Genomic DNA, 23,680 nt, shown 5'->3' with positions numbered 1-23,680 from the left:
TTATTGCCCGCGCTGGTTGGACCGCGGGTCACCCAGCGGCCGATAGTCATCGTCGTCAAACACGTAGTTCGCCGTGCAACCACTCAGCGCCCACATCAGTAGAACCATCCCCACTGCCGGCCATCGAAAAACACTCATCACGCCTCTCCCATTGAAATAAATTCGTGCGCGGAACATTCAGCACTCGCCCTTGACATCACCGCAGGGGATATTCAGCCGTGCCAGGCGATACAACAGGGTGCGCCGGGCGACCCCCAGCTCACGGGCAGCACGGGTGCGATTGCCACGGTTCTTGTGCAGGCAATCAATCAGCAAGCCCCGCTCGACGCGCTCCAGGCGCTGGCGCAGCGTTGCGTCGGTGGCCTGTGCGGGTGACGCCAGTGGTAGCAAGAGGTGTTGCGGCAGGATCACCCCGTCGTCGCACAACAACACGGCGCGTTCCACCAGGCATTTGAGCTCGCGCACGTTGCCGGGAAAGCTGTGGCTGGACAGCTGATCCAGGGCCTGGTTCGACCAGGACACCGGCGCTCGCCCCTGGGCGGCGCAGGCCTTGCCTGCGAAATGCCGAGCCAGCGCCCGTACATCGCCCTCGCGTTGGCGCAGGGCCGGCAGTTCGATCGGGAACTGGGCCAATCGATAGTAGAGGTCCTCACGGAAACTCCCCTGGGCGACCATTGCGCCAAGGTCACGGTGAGTGGCCGCAATGATCCGCACATTCACTTTATGGGCGGTACTGGCACCCAGCGGACGTATTTCGCCCTCCTGCAAGACCCGCAACAATTTGGCTTGCAGCGACATCGGCATATCGCCGATTTCATCGAGTAGCAACGTGCCGCCGTCGGCGGTATCGAACAGACCGGGACGATCCCGGTCGGCACCGGTAAAGGCGCCCTTGCGATAGCCAAACAGTTCGCTTTCCAGCAACCCTTCCGGGAATGCGGCGCAGTTCTGTACGACAAAGGCCCTGGATCGACGCGGGCCCATGGCATGGATCGCCCGGGCGACCACCTCCTTGCCCGTACCGGTCTCGCCGCGCAAAAGCACGGTGTAGGTGCTGTCCAGCACCTTGCCGATCAGGCGGCAGGTCTCGTCCATCGCCGCGCTGTTGCCTATCAGGCCAAGACCTGCGGGACGGAGCACGCGAGCGAGCCCCGGACGGGCCGGCGATGGCGGGCTGGCGTCCTGCAGCAGCGCCCGCTGGCGCAGGGCAAAAGCCCCCAACGGTCCCAGTGTTGTGGCGTACCCCAGCAGATCCCTGGAATGTTCAGTTACGCATAGCAGCACGCCCCTCGCGGGGAGATGTCGATGGGTGATGGGCACGCACAGCAGCGACTCCCAGGGCGCCAGGCCCCTGGGAATGAAAGCGGTGTCATAAATGCTGTTTTGCAGGCCACGGATACTCAGGGGGCGCTGATGTTCCAGGGCGAACTGCAGCAATTGCTGGCCCTGTTGGTCCACCTCTGTGCCCACACCGATATCCCAAGGCCCTTCTTCCCGCCGGTATTCGGCAGCCAGGAGCAGGCCATGGCCGGCCTCATCTGACAGGTACACCTGGCTGAGCGTGCACTGGCTCAACTGCACCGCGGCCTGGGCAAGGTTGCCAGGCACACTTGCCCGATCGCTGTCGAGGCCCAGGCGCAAGAGCCACTGCACCAGTTGTTCGGTATAGTCCGGCGACGGTGACAACGGGGCTGCCCTCATCATGCAAACTCGCAGATGAGGTGACCGTCGCCATCCAGCGTCCCGTGGGCGCGCTGCACATGTTCGTCCCTGGCCATTGCCTCCAGCAGGCGATCGACGATCTGGGGCAATAGATTGGCGTCGATCCACTGATCGACATACCGCGCCCCGCTCTCGCTGCGGGTACAGCGCTCTGCCAGGTAATCGACCAATCGCGGGCAATGGCTGAATGCCAGATGCCGCTGCAGCAGACGTTGGCCCAGGCGCTGCAACTTGCTTTCTACCAACTCCCGCAGCACCGCACCGTTGATCGGGTAGTACGGCACTACGCACATGCGGGCCAGCAGCGCCGGTTTGAAGTGTTGGTTGAGCAGCGGCGCAAGTGCTGCTTGCAAGGCTTGCGGGCTGGGGCGCTGCGCAGCGCCACACAGGTCAATGATGTGTTCGCTGCCGAGGTTGGAGGTCATCAGGATCAACGTGTTGCGAAAATCGATCTCACGCCCCTCGCCATCATGGGCCCAGCCTTTGTCGAAGATCTGGTAGAACAGGTTCATGACCCCAAGGTGCGCCTTCTCGACCTCATCGAGCAGCACCACCGAATAGGGTTTTTGCCTGACCGCTTCGGTCAGCACGCCGCCTTCGCCATAACCGACATAGCCGGGCGGAGCCCCCATCAGGCGTGACAGTGAATGTTTCTCCTGGTATTCGGACATGTTGATGGTGGTCATGAACCGTTCGCCGCCATACAACAGGTCGGCCAACGCCAACGCCGTCTGCGTCTTGCCAACGCCACTGGGACCGACCAGCAGAAAGACGCCCACGGGCGCATCGGGCCGGTTCACCCCGGCGGCGGCGGCACGCATCGAGCGGTCCAGCCTCTGCACGGCCTGCTCCTGGCCGAGAATGCGCGTGCGCAGATCGGTGGCGAAGTCGAGGACCTTGACGCTGTGCTCGCAGGCTACCTGGCTGAGCGGAATGCCGGTCCAGGCACTGATCACTTGCGCCACCAGCCGCGGGCATACTTCAAAATTGACCAGGCGCTGCTGTGATTGCTCTGCCAGCAGGCTGCCGTGGGCTTGGCACAGTTGCTGCTCAAGCAGCTCGATGGCCTGCCCGGACTGGCGGGCCTGGCTCAACTGTAGGCGCAAGGCCAGTACCCGCTCGGCCATCTCACGCTGGCGTGTCCAGCACTGCTTGAGGTGTTCATGTTCGCCACCGACGGTTTCCAGACGCGCGGCCAGTACCTGCAGTGCGCCAGGGTCAATCGGCAGCCCGGCATCCCGGTCGCGGCAAAGTGCCTGGTGCTGGCGGGTACTTTCCGCCAGTTGGCCAGCCACGGCCTGTAACGCCGGCGGAGCGGTCACCAGGCTGATGCGCACGCGCGCGCAGGCCGTGTCGAGCACATCCACAGCCTTGTCGGGCAACTGTCGCCCCGCCAGGTAGCGTGCCGATAGCTGCGCGGCGGCAACCACGGCGTCATCACGCACGTACACACCATGGCTGGCTTCATACACCGAGGTGAGACCACGCAGGATCGTCACCGCATCATCGACACTGGGCTCCTGGACATGCACCGGCTGAAAACGCCGGGCCAGTGCCGGATCCTTTTCAAAGTACTTCTTGTACTCCGACCAGGTGGTGGCCGCGATGGTGCGCAGTTCGCCACGGGCCAGCGCCGGCTTGAGCAGGTTTGCCGCGTCGCCGCTGCCCGGCGAACCACCGGCCCCGATCAGGGTGTGCGCCTCGTCAATGAACAGGATCACCGGCACCGCTGAAGCATTCACTTCCTCGATAACGCCCTTGAGCCGCCGCTCGAACTCGCCCTTGATACTGGCGCCGGCCTGTAGCAGCCCCATGTCGAGGATCAGCAGGCGCGTATCTTGGAGCACCGGCGGCACCTGCCCCTGGGCAATCTGCCTGGCCAAACCCTCGACCAGCGCGGTCTTGCCGACACCGGCTTCACCCACAATGATCGGATTGTTCTTGCGCCGACGCGTCAGGATATCGATCAACTGCCGGATCTCGACGTCTCGACACAAGACCGGGTCGACCCGCCCATCCAGGGCCTGCTGGGTCAGGTCATGGGTGAAACGCGGCAACAACGCTTCAGGGTTGCCACAGGCGTACCCCCGGGAAACCTCGGCCTCCTCGCCCAAGGCGAACTCAAGCAGGCGTTGCGCATCGAGACGGGCCAGCAGCACCTGATAACGACTACCAGCGTGGTGCAACGGGTTACGCAGCAAGGCGAGGATCAAGGCCGCCTCACTGACCTGGGAGTGCGCCAACTCCAGCTGGGCAACAACCAGCGCTTGTTGCAACCATTGCACCAGCAACGGCGCAAACACCGGATTGCGCGAAGTGCCCTGCCCCATCCTGGGCACAAGCGTGGCTTGCAGTTCGCCCTGTTCGATGCCGGCCTCTTGCAGCGCACGCACCAGCAACCCTTGTGGGTGCTCCAGCAGCGCCAGCAAGACGTCCTCCACCAGGACTTGCGAGCCACCCCGGGCCACACAGCGTTCTGCGGCGCGCTCCAGGTCATGGCGAGTTTGTGTCGCCAGCACACGAATCAATTGCTGCAAGTCCACATTCATCATAGTCATCTGTCCCTAGTGAGTTTTACTGGCCAGTGTGAGCACACCGTCCGCGCGCGCCTGCCCCATCCAACTGGTCCAGCCCAGCCGGCACACATTGCGTTGGCCTATGTGCAGCGCCCGTATCTCCCCGGGGCGCAGGACCAGGCGCAGGTCATAGTCCAGAGGGTCTCGCACGGCGAAGCGAATCAGCGCGCAGAGCGGCAAGTGGTTCGCGCCGTCGGGTAAAAACTCATGAAAACGCTGCCAGTCGAGGTCCTGGAGATGCACCCTGAATTTGCCAGCACGGTCGACGACCTGCCGCCCAAGGACCAGGTCCCGCCCCAGCAAACTGCTGGCATGTGCCAGTTGGTTGCGTTGCCCACGGGCAATCACCACCTTGCGCTGGACGCATTGCTCGATCAGCAACGATGGGTGTTTGAAGTAGTAACGCAGCACCGTTTCGATAAGCGCCGCCGAATGGGCGCGCATGCCCAGCAACCCCAGGTAGGGCAACAGGCGTTTCCAGTCCAATGGCGTCGCCCCCCGGATGGCCCGGCCGCCCAGGCCTATCAGGGCGAACATCTGCGCAGAAAATGCATCGCTGGCGCCCGCTCGAAAGCGTGCCGGGTAACGGTACTTGCGCCACAGAGGCAGCATCAGCCGATGCAAACGGTGGTGGAACAGGTCAAGAAAGTCGGCGACCGGATTCCCCCCCGCCCGCTCGGCCAAGGCGTGCTCAGCATAAAATGCCGGCAGTGGCGAATTCGCCCCCACCAGGCCCAATACATTGAGGCGCAAACGTGCCCGCAATTGCCCGCGCTCGATAAAGAACGTCACGCGGTCAATATCGTTGCCGGGAAACCCCAACCCCGGATTGGCCTGGAACTCCAGGAGGTCATACAGCGCCTCATCGCCAAGGGATGGGTGGGCCTCACGCAAACGCTCAATCACCTGCAAGACCGCCTGGAACAGCGAATACTCACGGATGGTCCGGGACAACTCGGTTAAAGCAGGGCCTGCTGGCCCATCCGGGATGGCCATAGGTACACCTCTCCTTGTGTGCTGGTAACGCGCAGTTCGTGGTACGAGTTGAGGCTCGCGTACAGCGCAAAAAACTCATTGAGGACCGAGGCAAAGACAAACAGGTCGCCCTCTCCGAGGAAGTGCTGGGGGTCAAGGGTCAGATCGATTGCCACCCCTCGAGTCGGCAAGCCGCCCTGCAACCTGTCGATCGGGCGCTGGCTTATCGAACGCAACCCGTCCAGCCGTCGAAGGCTGATTTTTTCGGCCTGGCGATCGTGGTAGCGCGGCAAGTCATAGGTTTTGAGCACCACTTTCAACGCATTGATATCGCTCAGGGACAGGTAGTTGAGCGACATATTGCTGATCAGCTTCCACAAAAAGCCGCTGTCCAGCGGGGGCGCGATACCGGGGGTGGCGGCAGTGATGTTGCTGAAGGACAGGAACTCGGGTGTTTGCTCGCAGGCTTGATTGATGTCACCGATACGCAATTTGCGTGGCAAGTCATGGTTGGTGCAGGTCAGCTCGACGGACAGGGTTTCCTGATCCCCGAACTGGCGAATGCCGAAGCTCAGGTAGGTATCCAGGCCGCTGTGTTGCAGGGACGGCCGCTGGCGAATGCTGTAGCACGCGGTCTGCTGGTCGTGCTCGAACGACTCGAATGGCACATACGCCTGGTAGCCCAGGCCACCCGGGCGCCATCCGGTGACCTGATCCACGGAAAAAACCCCGCAATGGCCTGGCGCATAGTCGGTTCCCAGCAGCAGATATTCATCCTGCTTGCCATCCAATCGGATCGGCACCCCGTCGTGCTTGAACAGGTTGACGACCGGCGTGCAAAACAGCTTTACGTTGTCCACCGTGGGGAGCACCTGCCCGGGATTGCGCTGGCGAAGCTTGAAGCGCAACTCAACCCCCCGGGCCTGCTGGAGCAGGTCATGCGGCAAGGTTTGCAGAATATCCAGGCCACCGACGTCGACAAACAGGTACTTGTCAGGAAAGGCGAAATATTCCTGTAGATGCCGATACCCAGTGAATGCATTCGGCGGATAGGGAAGCAGCGCCTCGTCTGCCGAAAAACCTGCTGGCCGGACCACCGATGCCGGTAATGGCAATGACAACACTTGCCCGTTGCGCGCAACCAGCGGTTTGCACTCGCCATCGAGCAGCAGCAGGTCAATGCCTTGCAGGTGGCGCAGCAGACTCACGTACAGCATCTGGCTGACATAGCGCTCCCCGGCAAAATGCAAGCGCAGGTGCTCAAGCACCAGTTCGCCCATATGCCCTTCGGCGGTCATCTCCAGGCGCAGGTTCAGCAAGGCGCCCTCGCCCTGGGCCGAGTAATCCAGCGCACTTATTTGCAGGGGCAGCACATCCGTTGCATAGCAGGTGCGAAAGCGGCAACGCTCACCGTCAATCGCCACGCTTTCCACCGGCGTATCCCGCTCGACGGTGATCGCGGGCCCGGCACGCAGCAACGGCGCGAACTGCAACATGCTGAACGCGGGTAACGGTCGCATGTAGTTGGGCCACAACAGGTGCATCAGCGAATGGCTGAGCTCCGGCAACTGGTCGTCGAGCTTCTGCCGCAAGCGGCCCGTCAGGAACGCAAAGCCCTCAAGCAGCCGCTCGACATCCGGGTCCCGGCCACTGTCCCCGAGGAATGGGGCAAGTGCCGGATTACGCTCACAGAAGCGCCGCCCCAAGTGTCGCAAGGCGTTGAGTTCGCTCTGGTAATAGCGGTTAACAGACACCTGGGGTGACCTCTACTCGCCCATTGCCAGCCAGGCTTGCGCTGAACACCACCACCTGCACGACCCCGTCGATATGCAACGCCCCCTGGATATCAAAGGCCAGGGCCAGCGGATCGCGACCCTGTGGCAGCGCCGTGACCCGCACATGGCTCAAGCGCGGCTCGTAGGCCGTGATGAACCGTTCGATCAGAAAACGTGCCTGGCTGAGGGATTCGTGCAGGCTCAGGCGCATGTCATTGAGATCCGGCAAGCCATAGTCGGGCAGCGTCTGCACGCTGCCCGCCCGGGTGCTGAGCATGTTGCCCAGGTGGGTGGCCACCGACGCCGCGACGCAGGCCAGTGGCGTGCGCCCCGCCAACAGCGGCGCAGTGCCTGCAAGGCGCTCAAGGAAACCGCTGTAGTGACTCATCTCAAGCCCCCGGCTCATTCTTTATCGAGCTTGCCAACCAGGAACAGGGTGAAATCCGCCCCCATGTACTTGAAATGAGGGCGGACGCTGAGGCTGATGCGATACCAACCTGGCTCGCCGTCGACATCACTGACGACAACCCGTGCCGAGCGTAGCGGACGCCGCCCCCGCACCTCGGCGCTGGGGTTCTCCTGGTCGGCCACGTACTGGCGAATCCATTTGTTGAGTTCCAGTTCCAGGTCGGTGCGCTCCTTCCACGAACCCAGTTGCTCGCGTTGCAAGACCTTCAAGTAGTGCGCCAGGCGGTTGACGATCATCATGTAGGGCAGTTGTGTGCCGAGCCGGTAATTCAACTCGGCCGCCTTGCCCTCGGCGCTGATCCCGAAGCGCTTGGGTTTCTGCACGGAACTGGCGGAAAAGAACGCGGCATTGTCGCTGCCCTTGCGCATCGTCAGGGCGATAAAGCCCTCCTGCGCCAACTCGTATTCGCGCCGATCGGAGACCAGCACTTCGGTGGGGATCTTGGTTTCGATTTCGCCCATGCTCTGGAAATGGTGCAGCGGCAGGTCTTCCACCGTGCCCCCGCTTTGCGGGCCGATGATGTTGGGGCACCAACGAAAGCGTGCAAAGCTGTCAGTCAAGCGCGTGGCAAAGGCATAGGCGGTGTTGCCCCACAGATAATGTTCGTGGCTGCTGACCACATGCTCGCTATAGGAGAAGGTCTTGACCGGGCAATCCACCGGGTCGTAGGGCGTTCGCAGGAGAAAGCGTGGCACCGTCAAGGCAACGTAGCGGGCATCTTCGCTCTGGCGGAAGCTCTGCCACTTGGCAAATTGCGGCCCTTCAAAGTGGTCTTTCAGGTCCTTCAGGTCTGGCAGGCCGGTAAAGCTCTCCAGCCCGAAAAAACCAGGCCCGGCGGCGGCAATGAACGGTGCATGGGCCATGCAGGCGACGCTGGACACGTACTGCATCAGCTTGACGTCGGGCGCGCTGGGTGAAAGGAAGTAATTGGCAATGATCGCGCCGACGGGCTGACCGCCGAACTGACCGTATTCGGCACTGTAGGTATGTTTGTAGAGCCCGGACTGGACGACCTCCGGCGAGTCCTCGAAATCATCCAGCAGGTCTTGGCGTGAGACGTTGAGCAGCTCGATCTTGATGTTTTCCCGGAAGTCGGTGCGGTCCACCAGCAGTTGCAGGCCACGCCACGCCGACTCCAGTGCCTGGAATTCAGGATGATGGAGGATTTCATCCATTTGCCGGCTGAGCTTGGTATCGATCTCGGCGATCATCCGGTCCACCAGTTGCTTCTTGACGGGCTCGCCTCGGTTTTGCGGCTTGATCAATTCCTCGATAAAGGCCGAGACACCGCGCCGGGCGATGCCGTAGGTTTCATCATCGGCCGTCAGGCGGGTCTGGGCGATGATGTCGTCGAGAATGCTGTATTCGGTATCCAGGGGGGTTACGTGGGCGGTCGGGCTCGTGGTCATGCGATCAGTGTCCTTTTACTGAGAAGATCATGCGGCAGGGCTGTTCAGCCCCAGTTCGGCCAATACCCGCGCACGGGACTGCTCATCGGCCAGGGCGTTTTCTATGGCCTTGCGAAAACTCGGCGCGTTACCCAGGGGGCCTTTGAGCGCGACCAGCGCCTCGCGCAGCGCCATCAGTTTTTTCAACTGCGGAACCTGCTCGACCAGATGGGCCGGGTTGAAGTCCTTCATGGCGTTGATACGCACCTGGACGGCCAACTCGTCGGCTTCATCCGTTTCCTGCAGTCGATTGGGCACACTCAGCAACAGGCTCAAGGTCTGCTTGGCCAGCACCTCGTCCAGGGTGTTCTTGTCGATACTGATGGGCTTGCGGTCTTCAACCTTGCGCGTATCTTCGCGCTGAGTGAAGTCACCCAGGACCAGCAGCTTCAGGGGCAGCTCGACCTCTTCCTGGGCACCGCCTATGGCCGGCTTGAACGTGATGTTGATACGTTCCTTGGGGGCGACCGAACCTTCTTTGGCCATGGTGTTTCTCCTTTGCGTGATGACGGAAACCTATTCGAGTACCGCTTCAAGATCGACCTGGCACAACTTGCGATGGATCTCATCCTTGCGCTCGCGCAGGCCATGGCCCTGGGGCAATACGTCGTAACAGGCGTACAACAGTTGCAACACCTCAAGGGTCAGGTCAGGCTCCCAGCGATACAGGCCGCAGTGCTGCAGCTCCTGTTCGAGCTGTTCAAGCTGGACCCTGGCCAAGTCATGCTTGGCCCCCTGGACACACAACCGAGCCAGGCCAAGGCGCCAGTAAAACCGGGCGCGATCCCCCCGAGCGGCCTGCATGGCGTTTTTGTAGGCCTGGACAGCGGCCTTCAACCCTTCCTTGCGCAGCAGCGGAGCAATCGCCTGCAAGGCCTCCTCCCATGGCGCCGGGCCGGCACTGGCACGGGTGCTGACCGGCACCCGGATTTGCAGGTGGTGGCTAACCTGGGTGTCGATCCACCCACGGGTGGCAGCATCGGCAAAGGGCGCGCCATCATGGAAACGCAACTGGGCAACCCCGGGCAGTCGTTGCAACAACAAGGCGAACTGAATCTCAACCTCGACCATCGCCAGCTCGGCCTGTAGCGCCTGGAGGCACTCCCAGACCATGCGCACGCCGTCAAACCAGAAAGGCGCGCTCGCCAGGCTGGCTTCAAGCTCCAGCAACAGGTCGGCGTAATGCCCCTGGGCAAAACGCTCCTGATAGCGCTTGAGCTTGTCGGGCGCCAGCCCTCGCAACGGCGTTATCTGTTCGCTGTTGCTATCGGGAAGAGCGGTGATCCCCAGCCACGTCAGTGTCCGGTTCAAGCGCAAGGCCCGCAGGTCAGTGGTGTTCTGGCGCAACCACCAGGCGCACAGGGGGCGAGCGTTGTCCTGCAGCGTGCGCAAGAGCTTGTGCACGTCTTTCTCATTGTTCACCACCGGCTCAGGCGCCAGCAGTTGGGTTGCCACCTGCTTGACCTGGGCGACCACACCGCTCACGCCTGATGGCGGCGGGTCACTCTCCAGGGCCTGTTGCAGCTTGTCCTCGAGCTGCCTGCGAACGGCCAGTAGCAACGGGGCATCATCCCCCAGGTGCCCGACCCACAGCTCATCAAGGCGTGCCAAGTGCCCTGCCATACCTTGGAACAGGGAGCGCTGGTCTTTGAGTGCAAAGCTCTGTGCCAGCACCGGCTCAATACGCTGCACCAGCCAAGCAAAAGCCGCAATACGGGTACGCAGCTTGATGGGGTGTACCGTCGCCCAGTGGTGCTCACAGAGTTCACGCAACATGCCGAGCCCGGCGAGCAGGCCAGGAAAGGATTCACGTTGATACAAAGCCCAGGTCAACCAGGCAACCACCCGCAGATCCTTGGACTCGTGACGCAACAAGGCTTCGCTTTTGTCCCTCACACCCTGCCAGTCCGGCTGGCTGTTGCCATGGATCGACCGGGCCTTGTCCAGCTCATTTTCCAGCGCTTCATACCCCGCCGAAAAACGTATGTCCTCCCCTGCAAAACCGCCAGCCGAGATCGGTGACTGGGCAAGTTCCAGGTAATAAGCCGAAAGCTTGTCTGGATAAACCATGGTGGGCCGTACTGTGCTGGTTATGCTCAATTAAAGTATGGCGAACACCTATATAAACACCGAGCTTATACTGAGTGAATTCCATTTCCGTGTAGCGATAAGTGCAAACCATAGCCAGCAATATTTTATTGGGCAAGCCACCCAGATCTAGTTAAGGAGATTCCTACAAAAACAATGCTGATTCATTGTTTGTCAGTCAGCGTACTCAACGGGCGCCCTTGAAACACGCAAGGCCGCTCGCATCCGCAGACAAGAGGCTTCATTCAGGCGTGCGCAAAAAATTGCACAGCCTTTTCAATTACGCTGTACTTAAACTAAATACTGAGCTCTCAATACCGCGACACCCACGCACCGGGCAATTAATTGCGCACTACTGCGCAAACAAACTCAACTTCAAGAGCAAAAAACATACAACCGAGGCGCCATTGCACGCCCACGCTTAAACAACGCCCTTATTTTATTAGGCGACGGTTATCCGGCACACTTTTTGTTAGTGAGCCATGGCGCCCAACAGCGCAAACTTATCTATCAGGCAAGGAAACCCGTCATGCCAACACCCGCATACCTCTCGATCACCGGCACCAAGCAGGGTCTGATCACGGCAGGCACATTCACCCAGGATTCGGTAGGCAATATCTATCAGGAAGGCCACGAGGACCAGATCCTGGTCGAGGCATTCCAGCACCAGGTCATCATTCCCCGGGATCCACAGTCGGGCCAGCCCACCGGCCAGCGGGTACACAAGCCGCTGATGATCAGCAAGGTGTTCGATAAATCCTCACCGCTGCTGTTCAGCGCGCTGACATCGGGGGAAATGGTCAAGTGCCGCCTTGAGTGGTATCGCACGTCATCCGCCGGAACCCAGGAGCATTACTTCACCATTGAGCTGGAAGACGCGATCATCGTGGACATCCAGTCACGGATGCCCAACTGCCAGGACCCGGCAAATGCACACTTCACCCACCTGGAGGATGTGCACTTCACCTACCGTAAAATCGTCTGGACCCATGAGGTCTCGGGCACGTCCGGCTCTGACGACTGGCGCAGCCCGGTAGCCGGCTGAACCCGGCCGTGGATCAAACGACATCGCAACCAGCGATAGCGTTTGATCCACGGCCGGCGGGGTTCAATGCCACTCCGTGGCCACCCCCCGAAACGCACTGGGGCTGAGCCCCGTCCAGCGCTTGAACGCCCGGCGAAAGCTGCGTACGTCACTGTAGCCCACCTCTTGGGTAATACGCTCGATGGACAGGCCAGGGTTGCCCAGCAACCCCATGGTCCGGGCGCGACGTACCTGTTCCAGCAACGCTTCAAAGGTCAGCCCATGATCGGTCAGGCGCCGGCGCAGGGTGCGCCCGCTCATGTTCAGGTCACTGGCGACCTTTTCCAGTTGACTGCCCTGTAAATCACGGGAAATAGCGCGCTCCACGGCCTGGATCAGGTCCATTTTCCGGTGCAACTGGGCACTTTCCAGTTCCAGCAGGCCAAGGGCCTGGCGCAAGGCCAGGGCATGATGATTTGGCAACTGCACGTCCAGCCAGCGGGCCTCCAGGACCATGCGATTGTGCAGGCAGCCAAAGCGCACATCGTCACCGAACAAGCGCGGGTACTCGGCGGCATATACCGGCGGTGCGTGCATGAATTCCATGCGCAATGGCTTGAATTCGCTGCCCACTAGGGTCCGCCCGTAGACCATGAGGCTGGCAAAGAATTCCTCGGCGGCAAACACCTGGACTTCGGCATAGGGCAACAGGCATTCGACATCGACCATGACCTCCTGCGCACCTTCATGGGTGTGTGAGGTGGCGATGCCGCCAGAGGTGTGTTGGTGCCGCTCGCCCACGGCAAAGGCATCGCGCAGGGTCTTGCACAACGAGATGACATGCCCCAGCAGGCCCAGGGTGCCCAGCACATTCTGATTGCCGACACACAGGCCCAGCCCCTGGTCCGGCAAGGCCTTGAGCGCACGCTGGATCATTGCCACGGCCTGGCGATAGGAGATGCGCAGCGCCGGGTCGTCCAGGTCCGCCAGGGTAAAGCCCAGGCCACGACACAGATGCCCGGCATTCGCACCTTTTTGCGTCACAACCTGCCCCAGGGTTTGCAGGAGAAAAGGCGACACCAGCGCCAGCTCATAGTGTGGATCAACGGTTTTGCTGTGCATGGATCTGCGATTCCCGACTGTCTGCCCGGTTATTGTTTTAGAAACATCCTGACAATCATAGGTGCTTGCAAGGCTCGCCGCACTCTGAATGAACAGTGTCCGGCAAAGCCCCCTCTGTGGCCGCCAATACCCTGCCCTCTGGGGCGCCAAGGGCTTATTTCTATGGGCAAGGCCCCGATGAAGGCCCCCCTCCAACAATAATAATGAGCCCAGACATGAATCCGACCCGTGCGCTTGCCCCCCGACCACTTAAGCCTGGGCATCAATGGCTACTACCTCAAGCAGACGACTGACGATAGGCAATACGGGCGCACCGTCACCAATATTTATGGCGAAGACGTCGATGACGGTGTGCGGGGCCAGGTGTTGGCGATTGGTCCGGCGGTGTATTTCACCTTTCTTAAGTACGCCAGTGCAGAGATCCGCTGGGCCAAGGAGTTTGAGGTAGAGAACCGGCCGCAAGGCGATATGGTGTGGGCCAAGCTGACGATTCCGTTTGCGTTGTAGGGGGGCGTTATTTCAGCCGGTGTAGACCGGCCAGCGCTCGACAATGCTGGCGCCGCGCACCGCCAGCAAATCGCCAAATTGCAGAAGCACCGACTCCGTCTGGCTCGGGCGCAAGAACACCTGGTCGTCGACGTCCAGGCCAACCCCAGGCGAGCCATTGACCATCTCCTGATTGGAACTGCGACCATACAAGCCATTACTTTGCAGCCCCGAGGGCGACTCGAAATCGGCCAGCCAATGACCGCCATAAATAAAGAACGTGGCGCGCTGGTTGCGATCCCACCAGGACAGCAACCGGGACTTGTCATCCAGCGCCGGGATATTGACCACGCCGGTGCTTTTGAGCACTGGCGTGGCGATATAGGCCGCCGGTACATGCTCGCTGAGGGATGGCAAATCATAGTGCGTAGGTTTGAGCATGGCCGTGCCCACCGAGACTTCGCTACTCAACCGCTCCTGCTCATGCATCCGATAGCTGGGACTGCCAGCGGTATTGAGCGTCAGGCCATCACGCCACAGGGGCGCAAATTGCTGGCAGGTGAAGTCAACAAAGCCGTTGTAACGCTGCATGACCTTGTCGAACAACGCCTGGGGCGAGCCAAGGATGCCCGGCACGCCCATGCCGACAAACGGGTCATAGCCCATGAAGCCCGCAAACTCCAGGTGCTGCGGGTGTGCACTGATCAGCCCAAGCATCTGCCCCAACCCCGCGTTATCGCTGATACCGCCGCGATGCAGGCCCACATCCAGCTCGATATTGATCCGCAGCCGTGTGCCCAGGCCCTGGGCCAGCGCCAGGTATTGCTGCAGGCGTTGCGGTGTATCCAACAGCCACTGCAATTGTCGGGCGGGGTCGAATGGCCCTTGGTGGCCTTGATAGAACAGCTCGGCAGAACGCACCGGCAACGGCTTGCCCAGCAGGATATCGGCGTCGGGAAACACTCGGGCATCGTGGTTGAGAAAGGGTTGGTGAAACGACATCAGACGCTGAGTGCCGGCGCGCTTGGCGATGTAGGCCAACAGGCCCGGCGCAGGCAGGGATTTTTCCACCAACCGTAGGTGCTTGCCAGCGCGCTGGACCGACTGCATCACGATGTCGATGTTGTGATCCAGGCGATCCAGGTCAATCAGCAACACCGGACGCATCGGCCCATGGGCTTTGAGCTGCTGGTTCAACTGGCGAAAATACTCGCTGTAGGGCGAGCCCCGGTCAGCCGGACGCAACAGCGCCGCGCCCGCCACCAGCAAGGCACCGGCGCCGAGGGTGCCGGCCATGAAGTGTCTGCGGTTCATCAGGCAACTCCCAGGATTGATGACAGGTGTGCATTGAGGAATTTGCCGCCGGGGTCCAGGGCCTGGCGCACCCGTGCGAACTCCTGCCAGCGCGGATACAGGGCCTGCAAGGCGCGGGCATTGAGGCTATGCAGTTTGCCCCAGTGCGGCCGACCGGCGTATTTCCAGAAGATCGGCTCGACGGCGGCGAAGACGTTGTGATGGTCCATGGTGTAGTGCTGGTGCACCGAGATCGAACAGCTGTCGCGGCCTTCAAACATGCTCAGGGGAATATCGTCAGCCTTGACGTAGCGATACTCGATGGGAAACCAGGTGCGCAAACCCTGGTCGCGGATCAGCTTGAGGATTTCTCGCAGGCAGGCCGGGCCATGTTCGGCGGGCAGCGAATACTCCATCTCGTTGAAACGCACATTGCGCACGTTGGCGTAGACCTCGAACGATTCGGCCACCCGGTCCTGGAAACGGGCGAAATAGCGCAGGCTGTTGAGCAGCATGCGGCGCGTTTCGGGAAAGTCGCTGGCATATTTATCGAGGTTTTCGATAATCGACACGAACTCATTGCCGCCCGCCTCTGCCGGGTCGATTGGCGGGGTCGGGGCATCGGTGGTTTCGTTGAGGGCGATGGACAAGGCATAGTCGGAATGGGTCACCACCAGCATCTCCCAGTGCTGGTTCTCCCGGGTGGTGTTCACCACGTCCTCCAACAATTCCTCGGTGCGGGCAATCCATTGGCGCTCCCGCAGGCGGTAAGGCGTGCGGTTTTGCAGGCGCACGCGGGTGCTCACGCCGAGCGCACCCAGCGACACCCGGGCGGCGTTGAACACCTCGCGCTCACGCCCGGCATCGCAATCGAGCACTTCGCCCTGGGCCGTCACCAGTTGCAGGCCGGTGACACCGGCCGAATACGAGGTAAAGCCGACCCCGGTGCCATGGGTCGAGGTGGAAATGGCACCGGCCAGGGTCTGGTAGTCGATGTCTGCCATGTTCGGCAGTGCCTGGCCGATCGCCTTGAGCGCCGGCCCCATGCGGGACATGGGCGTACCGGCGGCGAAGGTGGCTTGCAGGCTGCCGGGGTCGTGATCGAGCAAACCATTGAAAAAACTCAGCGACAGTAGCGTGCCATCGGTCGGGACCAAGGCACTGAACGAATGGCCCGCCCCCACCGGGCGGATCTTGCCCGGTGCCTGGCGAATGACCTGCACCAACTCATCCAGGTTCCTGGGGGCCAACCGTTCAAGGGGCAGGCACTGTTGTGCGCCCGACCAGTTGCGCCAGGGGATCAAGCGCGGCGCCCGGGCCAACTGGGCCAGCGCCGGGTTGCTGCTGATTGCCAGGAATGCGCCGGCTGCGGCCGAGCGCTGCAACAGTTGCCTGCGTGAAAGCACCATCACCTACTCCATTGTTGTTATTGGATGTGAGTACCGGCCATAAAACTGATCAGCCCCAGGAACTGCTCCTCGGAGCACTGCATGCACAGGCCCATCGGCGGCATGCCGTTGTAGCCGTTGAGGGTATGGTCCAGCAGCGTGTCCACGCCCTGGGCAACGCGGGGGCGCCAGGCCTGGCTATCGCCGGTCAGTGGTGCGCCGGATGCCGGGTTGGCGTGACACAGTTTGCAACTGGTGTCGTAGACCCGGGCCAGTGCCGGGTCGCCAGGCATGGCGCGGCTTGCCGTGGCAGGCTGCGGGGGATGTTGCAGTTTGTCGTCACAGGCTGCCAGCAGGCCCGGCAAGGCCAGGAGCAAACCCATGCGGCGGGGAGTCATAGACCACATAGCCAGCCTCTCTTGTGGTGTGAACAGCTGGGTTCACACTAAGTCAGCAGGGCCGCGGCGTTGAGGGTATTGGGGGACACAAAGGGGGGCTTGGGCGGACAGGGTTGGACGACCGGCGATCCATGACAGAACGCCGGCGCCCGCAGCAGGCGGCTTAGAAAGCCAGGCCGACCTTGAAGCCGTACTCGTCGCGCTTGAGCTTGGTGTTATCGGCCACTTCGGAGTCCGCATCGAGCTTGTATTCGGTACGGGTGTAATACAGGCCTGCCATCACCGGCAGGTCGCCGTTCTGGTTCATCAGCAGGCTGACTTCGGCGTAGGGGTTGGTGCGGTCCTTGAGGTCCACGGTGTCGCTGCCAATGCCGTCGACCTTGAGCTTGGCGCGGCCATCGAGGGTGTAGCGGGCGCCTGCTTCGACGCGCAGGGTCATGCTGTCGAACTGATGGTTGTAACCCAGGGCGGCCTTGGCAAACGGCGACTTGCTGGTGAGTTGCATGTCGTAGTCGCCGGACTCCGGCTCGTAGCGGGTCCAGTTGTAGCCACCACCGACCAGTACATCGACAAAATTGCGCGCATCCAGCGCGGCGCGCCAACCCAGGTCGAGGTCGGCCTGGCCTTCCTTGAGCTTGTTGTCGCTTTTCTTGCCGAACTTGGCGTCCACGCCAGCCTGGTAGATAAAGCCGGATTCGGCGGTCAGCTTGTTGCCGAAGTTATAGAACAGGCCCGCTTGCGGCATCTGCTCCTTGTCGCTTTCACTGCCGCCTTCGAGCTTGAAGTCGTTGTAGCTGCCCAGGATACCGAACGTGGAAATCGGATCGGTGGGCGGTGCCGCAAATACCATGGCCGGTGCGGCAACCAGGGCCAGGAGCGAGGAACTCTTGAGGAATTTTCCGAATTGCTTGGACATCGTCTTACATCTCCTTCTTGGGTGGGCAAATTATTCAGGAATCGGTTCGAGCCCCCCGTTTTGCGAAAGGTTCGATTTAATTTGCCCGGTCAAACGGAGGTAAAACGCTTCAGTGAAGGCTCTGGATCAAGCCTCCTGGAGCCGGTCCATCAGCTATCGGCCAACAGTTGCGCCAGTTTCGCGCGCAGTGGCGGGTAATCGGGGACACGTAAAGCAAAGGCTTCGCGCAGCAAGACCAACAGCTCATCCACGTCCGTGATCCTGTGCTTCTCGCTGTCGCGGCCCAGGTAATGAATCGCATAGTGGCCGTTGTTCAGGGTACGCCGCAGCCCAGGCCCGACCAGCGCCACTTTCAAGTGGTTCACAAATGGCGAGTCGGGATGCGTGGAGACATACCAGTTGCCGACTTCATAGTCGAAGTGCGACTGCGACTGCAGGTCGAACACGTACAGCCCGCGCCACTCCTCGCCGACCTGGGCCCACAGGGTGTAGCTGGCGTCGTTCAAGGTCAGGCGATAGGGTTCATGGGCCGTGGCCTGGGGCGCCAGGTTATCCAGTTGCAATGGGCTGCTTGGCACCATGCCACCCAAGGCGACATCGCTGATGTAGCGCACACCCGCCAGGGTCACCAGGGCCAGGCGATGCGCGCGTGCGGTATGCGCATCGGGCGGCCCACCGATCACCACGCGGCCGGTGATGCCGCGGGCATCAAAGCCCAGCTCTTGCAACAACGCCAGGAACATCTGGTTCAGTTCGTAGCAATAGCCGCCCCGCCCATCGAACAGGACTTTCTGCTCGATGCTGGCCAAGTCCAGGGGCACCGGCAACTGTGACAGGACCGAGAGGTTTTCAAAGGCGAAGGTACAGACATGACGCAACTGCAACTGCGCCAGGGTCTCCAGGGTTGGTGCTGGCGGCGTGTCGTAACCCAGGCGTTGCAGGTATAGGCGGCTGTGGGTCAGGCGGGAAGAATCCTTGAGCATGACGAGATCCTTGGGCGCAGGGCGAAGGCTTCACTAATACCTGTAACCGTCGTCGCTGCCAATACTGATCTGTGGCAATAGATTGCAAGAATGCAGCACAAACTTTCTGAACCTTTCTGAATCAATCCGCATCCATTCCATAACAAAACAGGGAGGCAATATGGGCACGGCAACGATCTACACCATCCACTACAGGCTGCATGGCGAACCCAAGTCCTTTGTGGTGCGGGCGGAGGTCATGAATAACGCAGAGGCATGGCACTGGGCTAGCTGTGACGCCGGGGTGGCCCACGTCGGGCGCATTGGGCGTCCAGGCCATGAGCGCACCAAAAAAACCACCCGGCCATGGGCGGAGAAATACGGCATCACTGACGTTACCTGGATCGCCCCCAAGCACTTGTAGGCATTGGCGGCCTGGTTTCTTCTCACCCCCCGCCACAAATCATGAGAAGATGCCGCGCCGCGCAATACCCCTACTTGGCTTATGGAGACTGCATCCCGCATGTTCGAGATCAAACCTGTCGATCCGCAAACCTATCGCCAGCAAACACGCCGCAGCACGCTGATCGTCGCGGTGATCTTCATCGCCCTGGCCATGCTGCTGTCGAGCCTGGCGGTGATGCTGTTTGGCGAGCCCGGCGGCGACAACTTTCGCTTCAATATCGGCGGTGTGGTGGCTGGCGTGGTCCTGACCATCGCCCTGGTCCGCGGCCCGCTCTGGTCACAGGCCTGGCTGGCCCCCGCGATCTATGGCTGGCAGCTCAAGCGCAACCTGATGCGGGTGACCAACGTCATGCACAAGGTCACCGAGCGGGTACAGGCCAACAATCCGGCGGCGCTGAAGCTGCTGCGGTTCTACCACCTGGGGCTGACGCAGATGCACGAGTTGGATGCCAATTCCAGCGCACAGGCGCAACTGGTCAGGGAAATCCAAGAACACCAGGCACAGATGAAGGCGCAGGGAATCGAAACTGAGCAAACGCGCCTGGACCCGGCGTGGTTGAAGGCCATGAGCGACACCTGAGGTGACAGGAGCCCGCTTGCGGGCTCCGGCAAAGGGCTCAGGCGGCGAAGAGCACGCCCAGGTCCAGATGCCCGTCCTTGAGCGGCGGGCACCAGTAGTAACCACCGGTCAGCGGCGTGCTGATGCGGTACAGGCCATCGACAATCCCGTCTTCCAGGCCACTCATGCGGCGCAACTGGGCCTCGAAGGCATCGAAGGAATGGCCGAATGCGAGGAACATCAACCCCGCCTGGCCATTTTCGGCCCAGGGCATCGAGCGGCGCACCACAAAGGCTTCGGGGGTGAAGCTCTCCTGGGCGGTGCGCTTGACGTGGGCGGACTCGGGGGCGTCCTCCAGCTCTTCGTTATCGCCATGGCGACGCCCGATGATGTGGTCGCGCTCCTGGGCCGGCAAGGCGGCGAAACCGTCCAGGTCGTGCTGCCATTGCTGGATCGCGGCAAAGCTGGCGCCGCTGTCGGCAACGGCGGCTTGGACGGCGGCATCGTCGCGGGGGTTTTCGGTGCCGTCTTCGTAGTCGGTCAGGTCAAAGCCGGTCTTGTAGCGGAAACCTTCGGTCATCTGCACCAGGCGAAAAGCCGGCGCCAGGGCTTTCTCAAAAGCCCGACTGCGCAGCAGCAATTCACCACGGTCTGCGCCATGCAGCCAGCACCACAACGCCTGCTGGGTGGATGGGTTATCGGCACCAGGCGCCGAGATAGGCGGGAAACTGCGCAGCCCGTCGACCTGCGCGCCAAGGGCCTTGACCAGCGGTTCACCCAAGCCCACCACCCCTGCCGAGTCGACCAGCTGCACCAGCGCATCCAGCGCTGCCGGCACGGCGTCAATGGATTCGATGGCAAAAAACAGATGGCGTGCCTGCAACGGCACCGGTGCGGCAAGAATGCCCGGCTGGTACTGACTCATATGAACTCCTTCAAGAAAGCCGCGTAGTTTACCCGGCACAGCCCCACGGTGCGTAGGGAAATACGTGTAAGCCTTGCAACAGAGCCCTCGGATGGGGGAATCTCTGACCCACGCTGTGCAACCACTCCAGGGGTAGCGACATGACCACCACTCACCTGCTTGCCAATCTGTTTCCCACCGTCAACGACATTCCCGAACAATTTCGCCTCGCCGCCCCCATCGAACAGCGCGACTATCTGGTCGATGGCCAGTTGCGCACCTGGAACGGCCCCTTGGCCCAGGTGCGCAGCCCAGTCCAGTTGGCGGGCGCTGACGGCGACACGCCAGTGATGATCGGCAGCACGCCCCTGCTGGATACCGAAACCGCCCTGCTCGCCCTCGATGCTGCGGTGCGGGCCTATGATCGGGGCCAGGGCCAGTGGCCTACGATGCGGGTGGTCGAGCGGATCCAGCATGTCGAGGCGTTTTTGCGGCGCATGCGCGAACAGCGCGATGCCGTGGTGAAACTGCTGATGTGGGAAATCGGCAAGAACCTCAAGGACTCGCAGAAAGAGTTCGACCGCACCTGCGACTACATCACCGATACCATCAATGCCCTCAAGGAACTGGACCGCCGCTCCAGCCGCTTCGAGCTGGAACAGGACACCCTGGGGCAGATCCGCCGCGTGCCCATGGGCGTGGCGCTGTGCATGGGGCCCTATAACTACCCGCTCAACGAAACCTTCACCACGCTGATTCCGGCGCTGATCATGGGCAACACCGTGGTGTTCAAGCCGGCCAAGCTCGGCGTGCTGTTGATCCGCCCGCTGCTGGAAGCCTTCCGCGACAGCTTCCCGGCCGGGGTTATCAACGTGATCTATGGCAGTGGCCGCGAGACCGTCAGCGCGCTGATGGCCAGCGGCAAGGTGGATATCTTTGCGTTTATCGGCACCAACAAGGCGGCCAGCGATTTGAAAAAGCTGCACCCGCGCCCCCATCGCCTGCGTGCGGCCCTGGGGCTGGATGCGAAAAACCCCGGCATCGTACTGCCTGAGGTCGACCTGGATAACGCCGTCAACGAGGCGCTCACCGGCTCGCTGTCCTTCAACGGCCAGCGCTGCACTGCGTTGAAAATCCTGTTTGTGCATGAGGCCGTGGTCGAGCGTTTCATCGAGAAATTCAACCACAAACTGGCCACCCTCAAGCCGGGCATGCCCTGGGAAGACGGTGTGGCGCTGACGCCGTTGCCGGAAGTGGGCAAGGTCGACTACCTCAACGGCCTGGTGACCGATGCCGAACAGCATGGGGCCAAGGTGGTGAACGCCAATGGCGGCGCCAGCCGTGGCTCCTTCTTCTACCCGGCGGTGCTGTACCCGGTGAACCCGCAGATGCGCGTGTATCACGAGGAACAGTTTGGCCCGGTGGTCCCCATCGTGCCCTACCGCGACCTGGACACGGTGATCGACTATGTCCTGGAGTCGGATTTCGGCCAACAGTTGAGCCTCTTCGGCACTGACCCGGCGCAAATCGGGCGCCTGGTGGACACCTTTGCCAACCAGGTGGGCCGAATCAATATCAACGCCCAATGCCAGCGCGGCCCCGACACCTTCCCGTTCAATGGCCGCAAGAACTCGGCCGAGGGCACCTTGTCGGTGCATGACGCCCTGCGGGTGTTCTCGATCCGCACCCTGGTGGCCACCAAGTTCCAGGACAGCAACAAAGCGCTGATCAGCGATATCATTCGGGACCGGGCGTCGAGCTTCCTGACCACCGACTATATTTTCTAAACTGCTCCCATGTAGGAGCGGGCTGTGTGGGAGCGGGCTTGCTCGCGATCGCGGTGTATCAGCACCAGATTTGTTGGCTGACACTCCGCGATCGCGAGCAAGCCCGCTCCCACACTGGACCCGCATAACATCTAAAGATGAGGCCTTCTTAATCCCGATGAATCTGCCGCCCTTCGCCCGTCGCCTGTTGCGGCCACTGCTCGACCCCTATCGCCGCTATCGCCATGCCAAACTGATCCACGCCATACGGGTTTCCATCGGCCTGCTCGCGACCATCCTGCTCACCACCGGTCTCAACCTACCCCATGGCGAATGGGCGTCGGTGACCATGCTGGTGGTGATTGGTGGCCTGCAGCACCACGGCAATATCGGCAAGAAAGCCGTGGAGCGGGCCTACGGTACGCTGATCGGGGCCAGTATCGGCCTGTTGCTGGTGGCGCAACAGGCTTACCTCGGCCAACCCTTGCTGACCTACCTGTTGATGTCAGTGGTGTGCGGCTTCTTTTCCTATCACGCCATCGGCAAGGGTGGGTACACCGCGCTGCTGTCGGGAATCACGGTATTTATCGTCGCCGGCCACGGCGATAACCCGCTGTCCGATGGCCTGTGGCGTACTGTCGATATTCTGATCGGCATCGCCCTGGCCCTGGCGTTTTCTTTCGCCCTGCCGCTGTATGCGGTGTACTCCTGGCGCTACAACCTGGCCAGTGCGCTGCGTGACTGTGCCGCTATCTACAGCCGGATCATCAGCGGCCAGTCAGTCACCGATGATGAACATCTCAAGCGGCTCAATCGCTTGAATGCGGCCATGTTGCAACTGCGTTCGCTGATGCCTTCGGTGTCCAAGGAGGTGCGGATTTCCATGACCGAGCTGGACGCGATCCAACGCCATCTGCGCATGTGCATCAGCACCCTGGAAATTCTCGGCAATACCCGCCCTGATCCACGGGATGAACAAGCCATGGCACGCTTGCAATTGGCGCTCAAGACCCAGCATCGGCAGATTCACGTGCAGTTGATCGGGATGGCGCGCGCCCTGCAATCGGGCGCCACGCAGCGGTTGGAGCGCACCCGTATTGCTGCGCCTGAGCCCCAGGCCCCGCTGGAGGCCCCGGTACACAGTGCGCTGGACGGCTATCGGTTGTTGACCGCGCAACTGGCGGCAAACGTCGACGCGATGCACGCACGATTGGCGAACAGCGCCAAGGCGTGGAAGATCTGAAGCGTTTTACACAAAAACACGGATGCCCTATTTTTCTTACAGTTTTTTCACGATTTATTCACATCCACAGACGTAGGGTGAAGCCTCATCCGTTACAAACG

At 61.4% G+C, this 23,680-nt stretch carries 21 protein-coding genes and 1 pseudogene; 6 read left to right on the top strand and 16 right to left on the bottom strand.

Going from position 1 to position 23,680, the window contains the following annotated elements; translation table 11 throughout:
- From AC07W7_RS01245 to tssA, 9 genes are read right to left on the bottom strand one after another with little or no spacing between them, the layout of a single operon-like run.
- Positions 1-138, bottom strand: coding sequence for a type VI secretion protein TagU (locus AC07W7_RS01245; protein WP_197881969.1), 138 nt, complete (start codon positions 136-138; stop codon positions 1-3).
- 39 nt (positions 139-177) lie between these two features.
- The gene (locus AC07W7_RS01240; RefSeq protein ID WP_495038466.1) at positions 178-1,704 is read right to left on the bottom strand and encodes a sigma-54 interaction domain-containing protein; all 1,527 of its coding nucleotides are present in this window, start codon (positions 1,702-1,704) and stop codon (positions 178-180) included.
- On the bottom strand, positions 1,701-4,274 hold the full coding sequence (tssH, locus tag AC07W7_RS01235) for a type VI secretion system ATPase TssH (protein ID WP_495038612.1): 2,574 nt from the start codon (positions 4,272-4,274) through the stop codon (positions 1,701-1,703). The genes AC07W7_RS01240 and tssH overlap by 4 nt, the downstream gene beginning before the upstream one ends.
- 12 nt (positions 4,275-4,286) lie before the next feature.
- A complete protein-coding gene (gene tssG / locus AC07W7_RS01230) occupies positions 4,287-5,294 on the bottom strand; it encodes a type VI secretion system baseplate subunit TssG (protein ID WP_495038465.1) in 1,008 nt (335 codons plus the stop codon).
- Positions 5,258-7,027 (bottom strand): type VI secretion system baseplate subunit TssF, encoded by a 1,770-nt coding sequence (gene tssF, locus AC07W7_RS01225; protein WP_495038464.1) that lies wholly within the window; start codon positions 7,025-7,027, stop codon positions 5,258-5,260. Before tssF ends, tssG begins: the two co-directional genes overlap by 37 nt.
- Positions 7,017-7,436 carry a type VI secretion system baseplate subunit TssE gene (gene tssE / locus AC07W7_RS01220; RefSeq protein ID WP_076963297.1) on the bottom strand — a complete coding sequence of 140 codons (420 nt, stop codon included), beginning with the start codon at positions 7,434-7,436 and terminating at the stop codon, positions 7,017-7,019. Before tssE ends, tssF begins: the two co-directional genes overlap by 11 nt.
- Positions 7,437-7,450: 14 nt before the next feature.
- Positions 7,451-8,926, bottom strand: a complete 1,476-nt coding sequence (gene tssC / locus AC07W7_RS01215) for a type VI secretion system contractile sheath large subunit (RefSeq protein ID WP_495038463.1) — start codon at positions 8,924-8,926, stop codon at positions 7,451-7,453.
- A 27-nt stretch (positions 8,927-8,953) separates the two neighbouring features.
- Positions 8,954-9,451 carry a type VI secretion system contractile sheath small subunit gene (tssB, locus tag AC07W7_RS01210; protein ID WP_495038462.1) on the bottom strand — a complete coding sequence of 166 codons (498 nt, stop codon included), beginning with the start codon at positions 9,449-9,451 and terminating at the stop codon, positions 8,954-8,956.
- Between the two features lie 30 nt (positions 9,452-9,481).
- Positions 9,482-11,035, bottom strand: coding sequence for a type VI secretion system protein TssA (gene tssA, locus AC07W7_RS01205; protein ID WP_495038461.1), 1,554 nt, complete (start codon positions 11,033-11,035; stop codon positions 9,482-9,484).
- A gap of 547 nt (positions 11,036-11,582) precedes the next feature.
- Between tssA and AC07W7_RS01200 the strand changes: the two genes are divergently transcribed.
- Positions 11,583-12,098, top strand: a complete 516-nt coding sequence (locus AC07W7_RS01200; protein ID WP_076963301.1) for an Hcp family type VI secretion system effector — start codon at positions 11,583-11,585, stop codon at positions 12,096-12,098.
- A 63-nt stretch (positions 12,099-12,161) separates the two neighbouring features.
- On the opposite strand, the gene AC07W7_RS01195 is transcribed toward AC07W7_RS01200, so the two are convergent.
- A complete protein-coding gene (locus AC07W7_RS01195; RefSeq protein WP_495038460.1) occupies positions 12,162-13,199 on the bottom strand; it encodes an AraC family transcriptional regulator in 1,038 nt (345 codons plus the stop codon).
- A 243-nt stretch (positions 13,200-13,442) separates the two neighbouring features.
- Between AC07W7_RS01195 and AC07W7_RS01190 the strand changes: the two are divergent.
- A pseudogene (locus AC07W7_RS01190) lies at positions 13,443-13,706 on the top strand (transporter); the annotation flags it as partial.
- Between the two features lie 12 nt (positions 13,707-13,718).
- Here the strand turns inward: AC07W7_RS01190 and AC07W7_RS01185 are convergent.
- The 5 genes from AC07W7_RS01185 to AC07W7_RS01165 all read right to left on the bottom strand — a co-directional run bounded on the left by AC07W7_RS01185 (position 13,719) and on the right by AC07W7_RS01165 (position 18,663).
- Complete coding sequence (locus AC07W7_RS01185) at positions 13,719-14,930, bottom strand: DSD1 family PLP-dependent enzyme (protein WP_169864240.1); 1,212 nt, start codon at positions 14,928-14,930, stop codon at positions 13,719-13,721.
- A 68-nt stretch (positions 14,931-14,998) separates the two neighbouring features.
- Positions 14,999-16,327: a D-arabinono-1,4-lactone oxidase gene (locus AC07W7_RS01180; RefSeq protein ID WP_495038611.1), complete on the bottom strand. Its 1,329-nt coding sequence runs from the start codon at positions 16,325-16,327 to the stop codon at positions 14,999-15,001.
- A gap of 77 nt (positions 16,328-16,404) precedes the next feature.
- Complete coding sequence (locus AC07W7_RS01175; protein ID WP_495038459.1) at positions 16,405-16,773, bottom strand: c-type cytochrome; 369 nt, start codon at positions 16,771-16,773, stop codon at positions 16,405-16,407.
- A 154-nt stretch (positions 16,774-16,927) separates the two neighbouring features.
- Entirely contained in the window at positions 16,928-17,680 is a 753-nt protein-coding gene (locus AC07W7_RS01170; protein ID WP_495038458.1) for an outer membrane beta-barrel protein, read from the bottom strand.
- 149 nt (positions 17,681-17,829) lie between these two features.
- On the bottom strand, positions 17,830-18,663 hold the full coding sequence (locus AC07W7_RS01165; RefSeq protein WP_495038457.1) for an arylamine N-acetyltransferase family protein: 834 nt from the start codon (positions 18,661-18,663) through the stop codon (positions 17,830-17,832).
- A 160-nt stretch (positions 18,664-18,823) separates the two neighbouring features.
- Between AC07W7_RS01165 and AC07W7_RS01160 the strand changes: the two genes are divergently transcribed.
- Together AC07W7_RS01160 and AC07W7_RS01155 are read left to right on the top strand one after the other, a co-directional pair.
- Entirely contained in the window at positions 18,824-19,066 is a 243-nt protein-coding gene (locus AC07W7_RS01160; RefSeq protein ID WP_495038456.1) for a DUF6555 family protein, read from the top strand.
- Between the two features lie 99 nt (positions 19,067-19,165).
- Complete coding sequence (locus AC07W7_RS01155) at positions 19,166-19,687, top strand: DUF3087 domain-containing protein (RefSeq protein ID WP_495038455.1); 522 nt, start codon at positions 19,166-19,168, stop codon at positions 19,685-19,687.
- 37 nt (positions 19,688-19,724) lie between these two features.
- Here the strand turns inward: AC07W7_RS01155 and AC07W7_RS01150 are convergent, their stop codons facing one another.
- Positions 19,725-20,591 carry a Dyp-type peroxidase gene (locus tag AC07W7_RS01150; RefSeq protein WP_495038454.1) on the bottom strand — a complete coding sequence of 289 codons (867 nt, stop codon included), beginning with the start codon at positions 20,589-20,591 and terminating at the stop codon, positions 19,725-19,727.
- A 140-nt stretch (positions 20,592-20,731) separates the two neighbouring features.
- Between AC07W7_RS01150 and AC07W7_RS01145 the strand changes: the two genes are divergently transcribed.
- Both AC07W7_RS01145 and AC07W7_RS01140 read left to right on the top strand, forming a co-directional pair.
- The gene (locus AC07W7_RS01145; RefSeq protein WP_495038453.1) at positions 20,732-22,357 is read left to right on the top strand and encodes an NADP-dependent glyceraldehyde-3-phosphate dehydrogenase; all 1,626 of its coding nucleotides are present in this window, start codon (positions 20,732-20,734) and stop codon (positions 22,355-22,357) included.
- Between the two features lie 157 nt (positions 22,358-22,514).
- The gene (locus AC07W7_RS01140) at positions 22,515-23,579 is read left to right on the top strand and encodes an FUSC family protein (protein WP_495038452.1); all 1,065 of its coding nucleotides are present in this window, start codon (positions 22,515-22,517) and stop codon (positions 23,577-23,579) included.
- Positions 23,580-23,680 lie beyond the last annotated feature (101 nt).

The organism is Pseudomonas sp. GW821-FHT01D09 (genome assembly GCF_059422465.1).
This window is presented reverse-complemented; position numbering and strand designations above follow the sequence as displayed.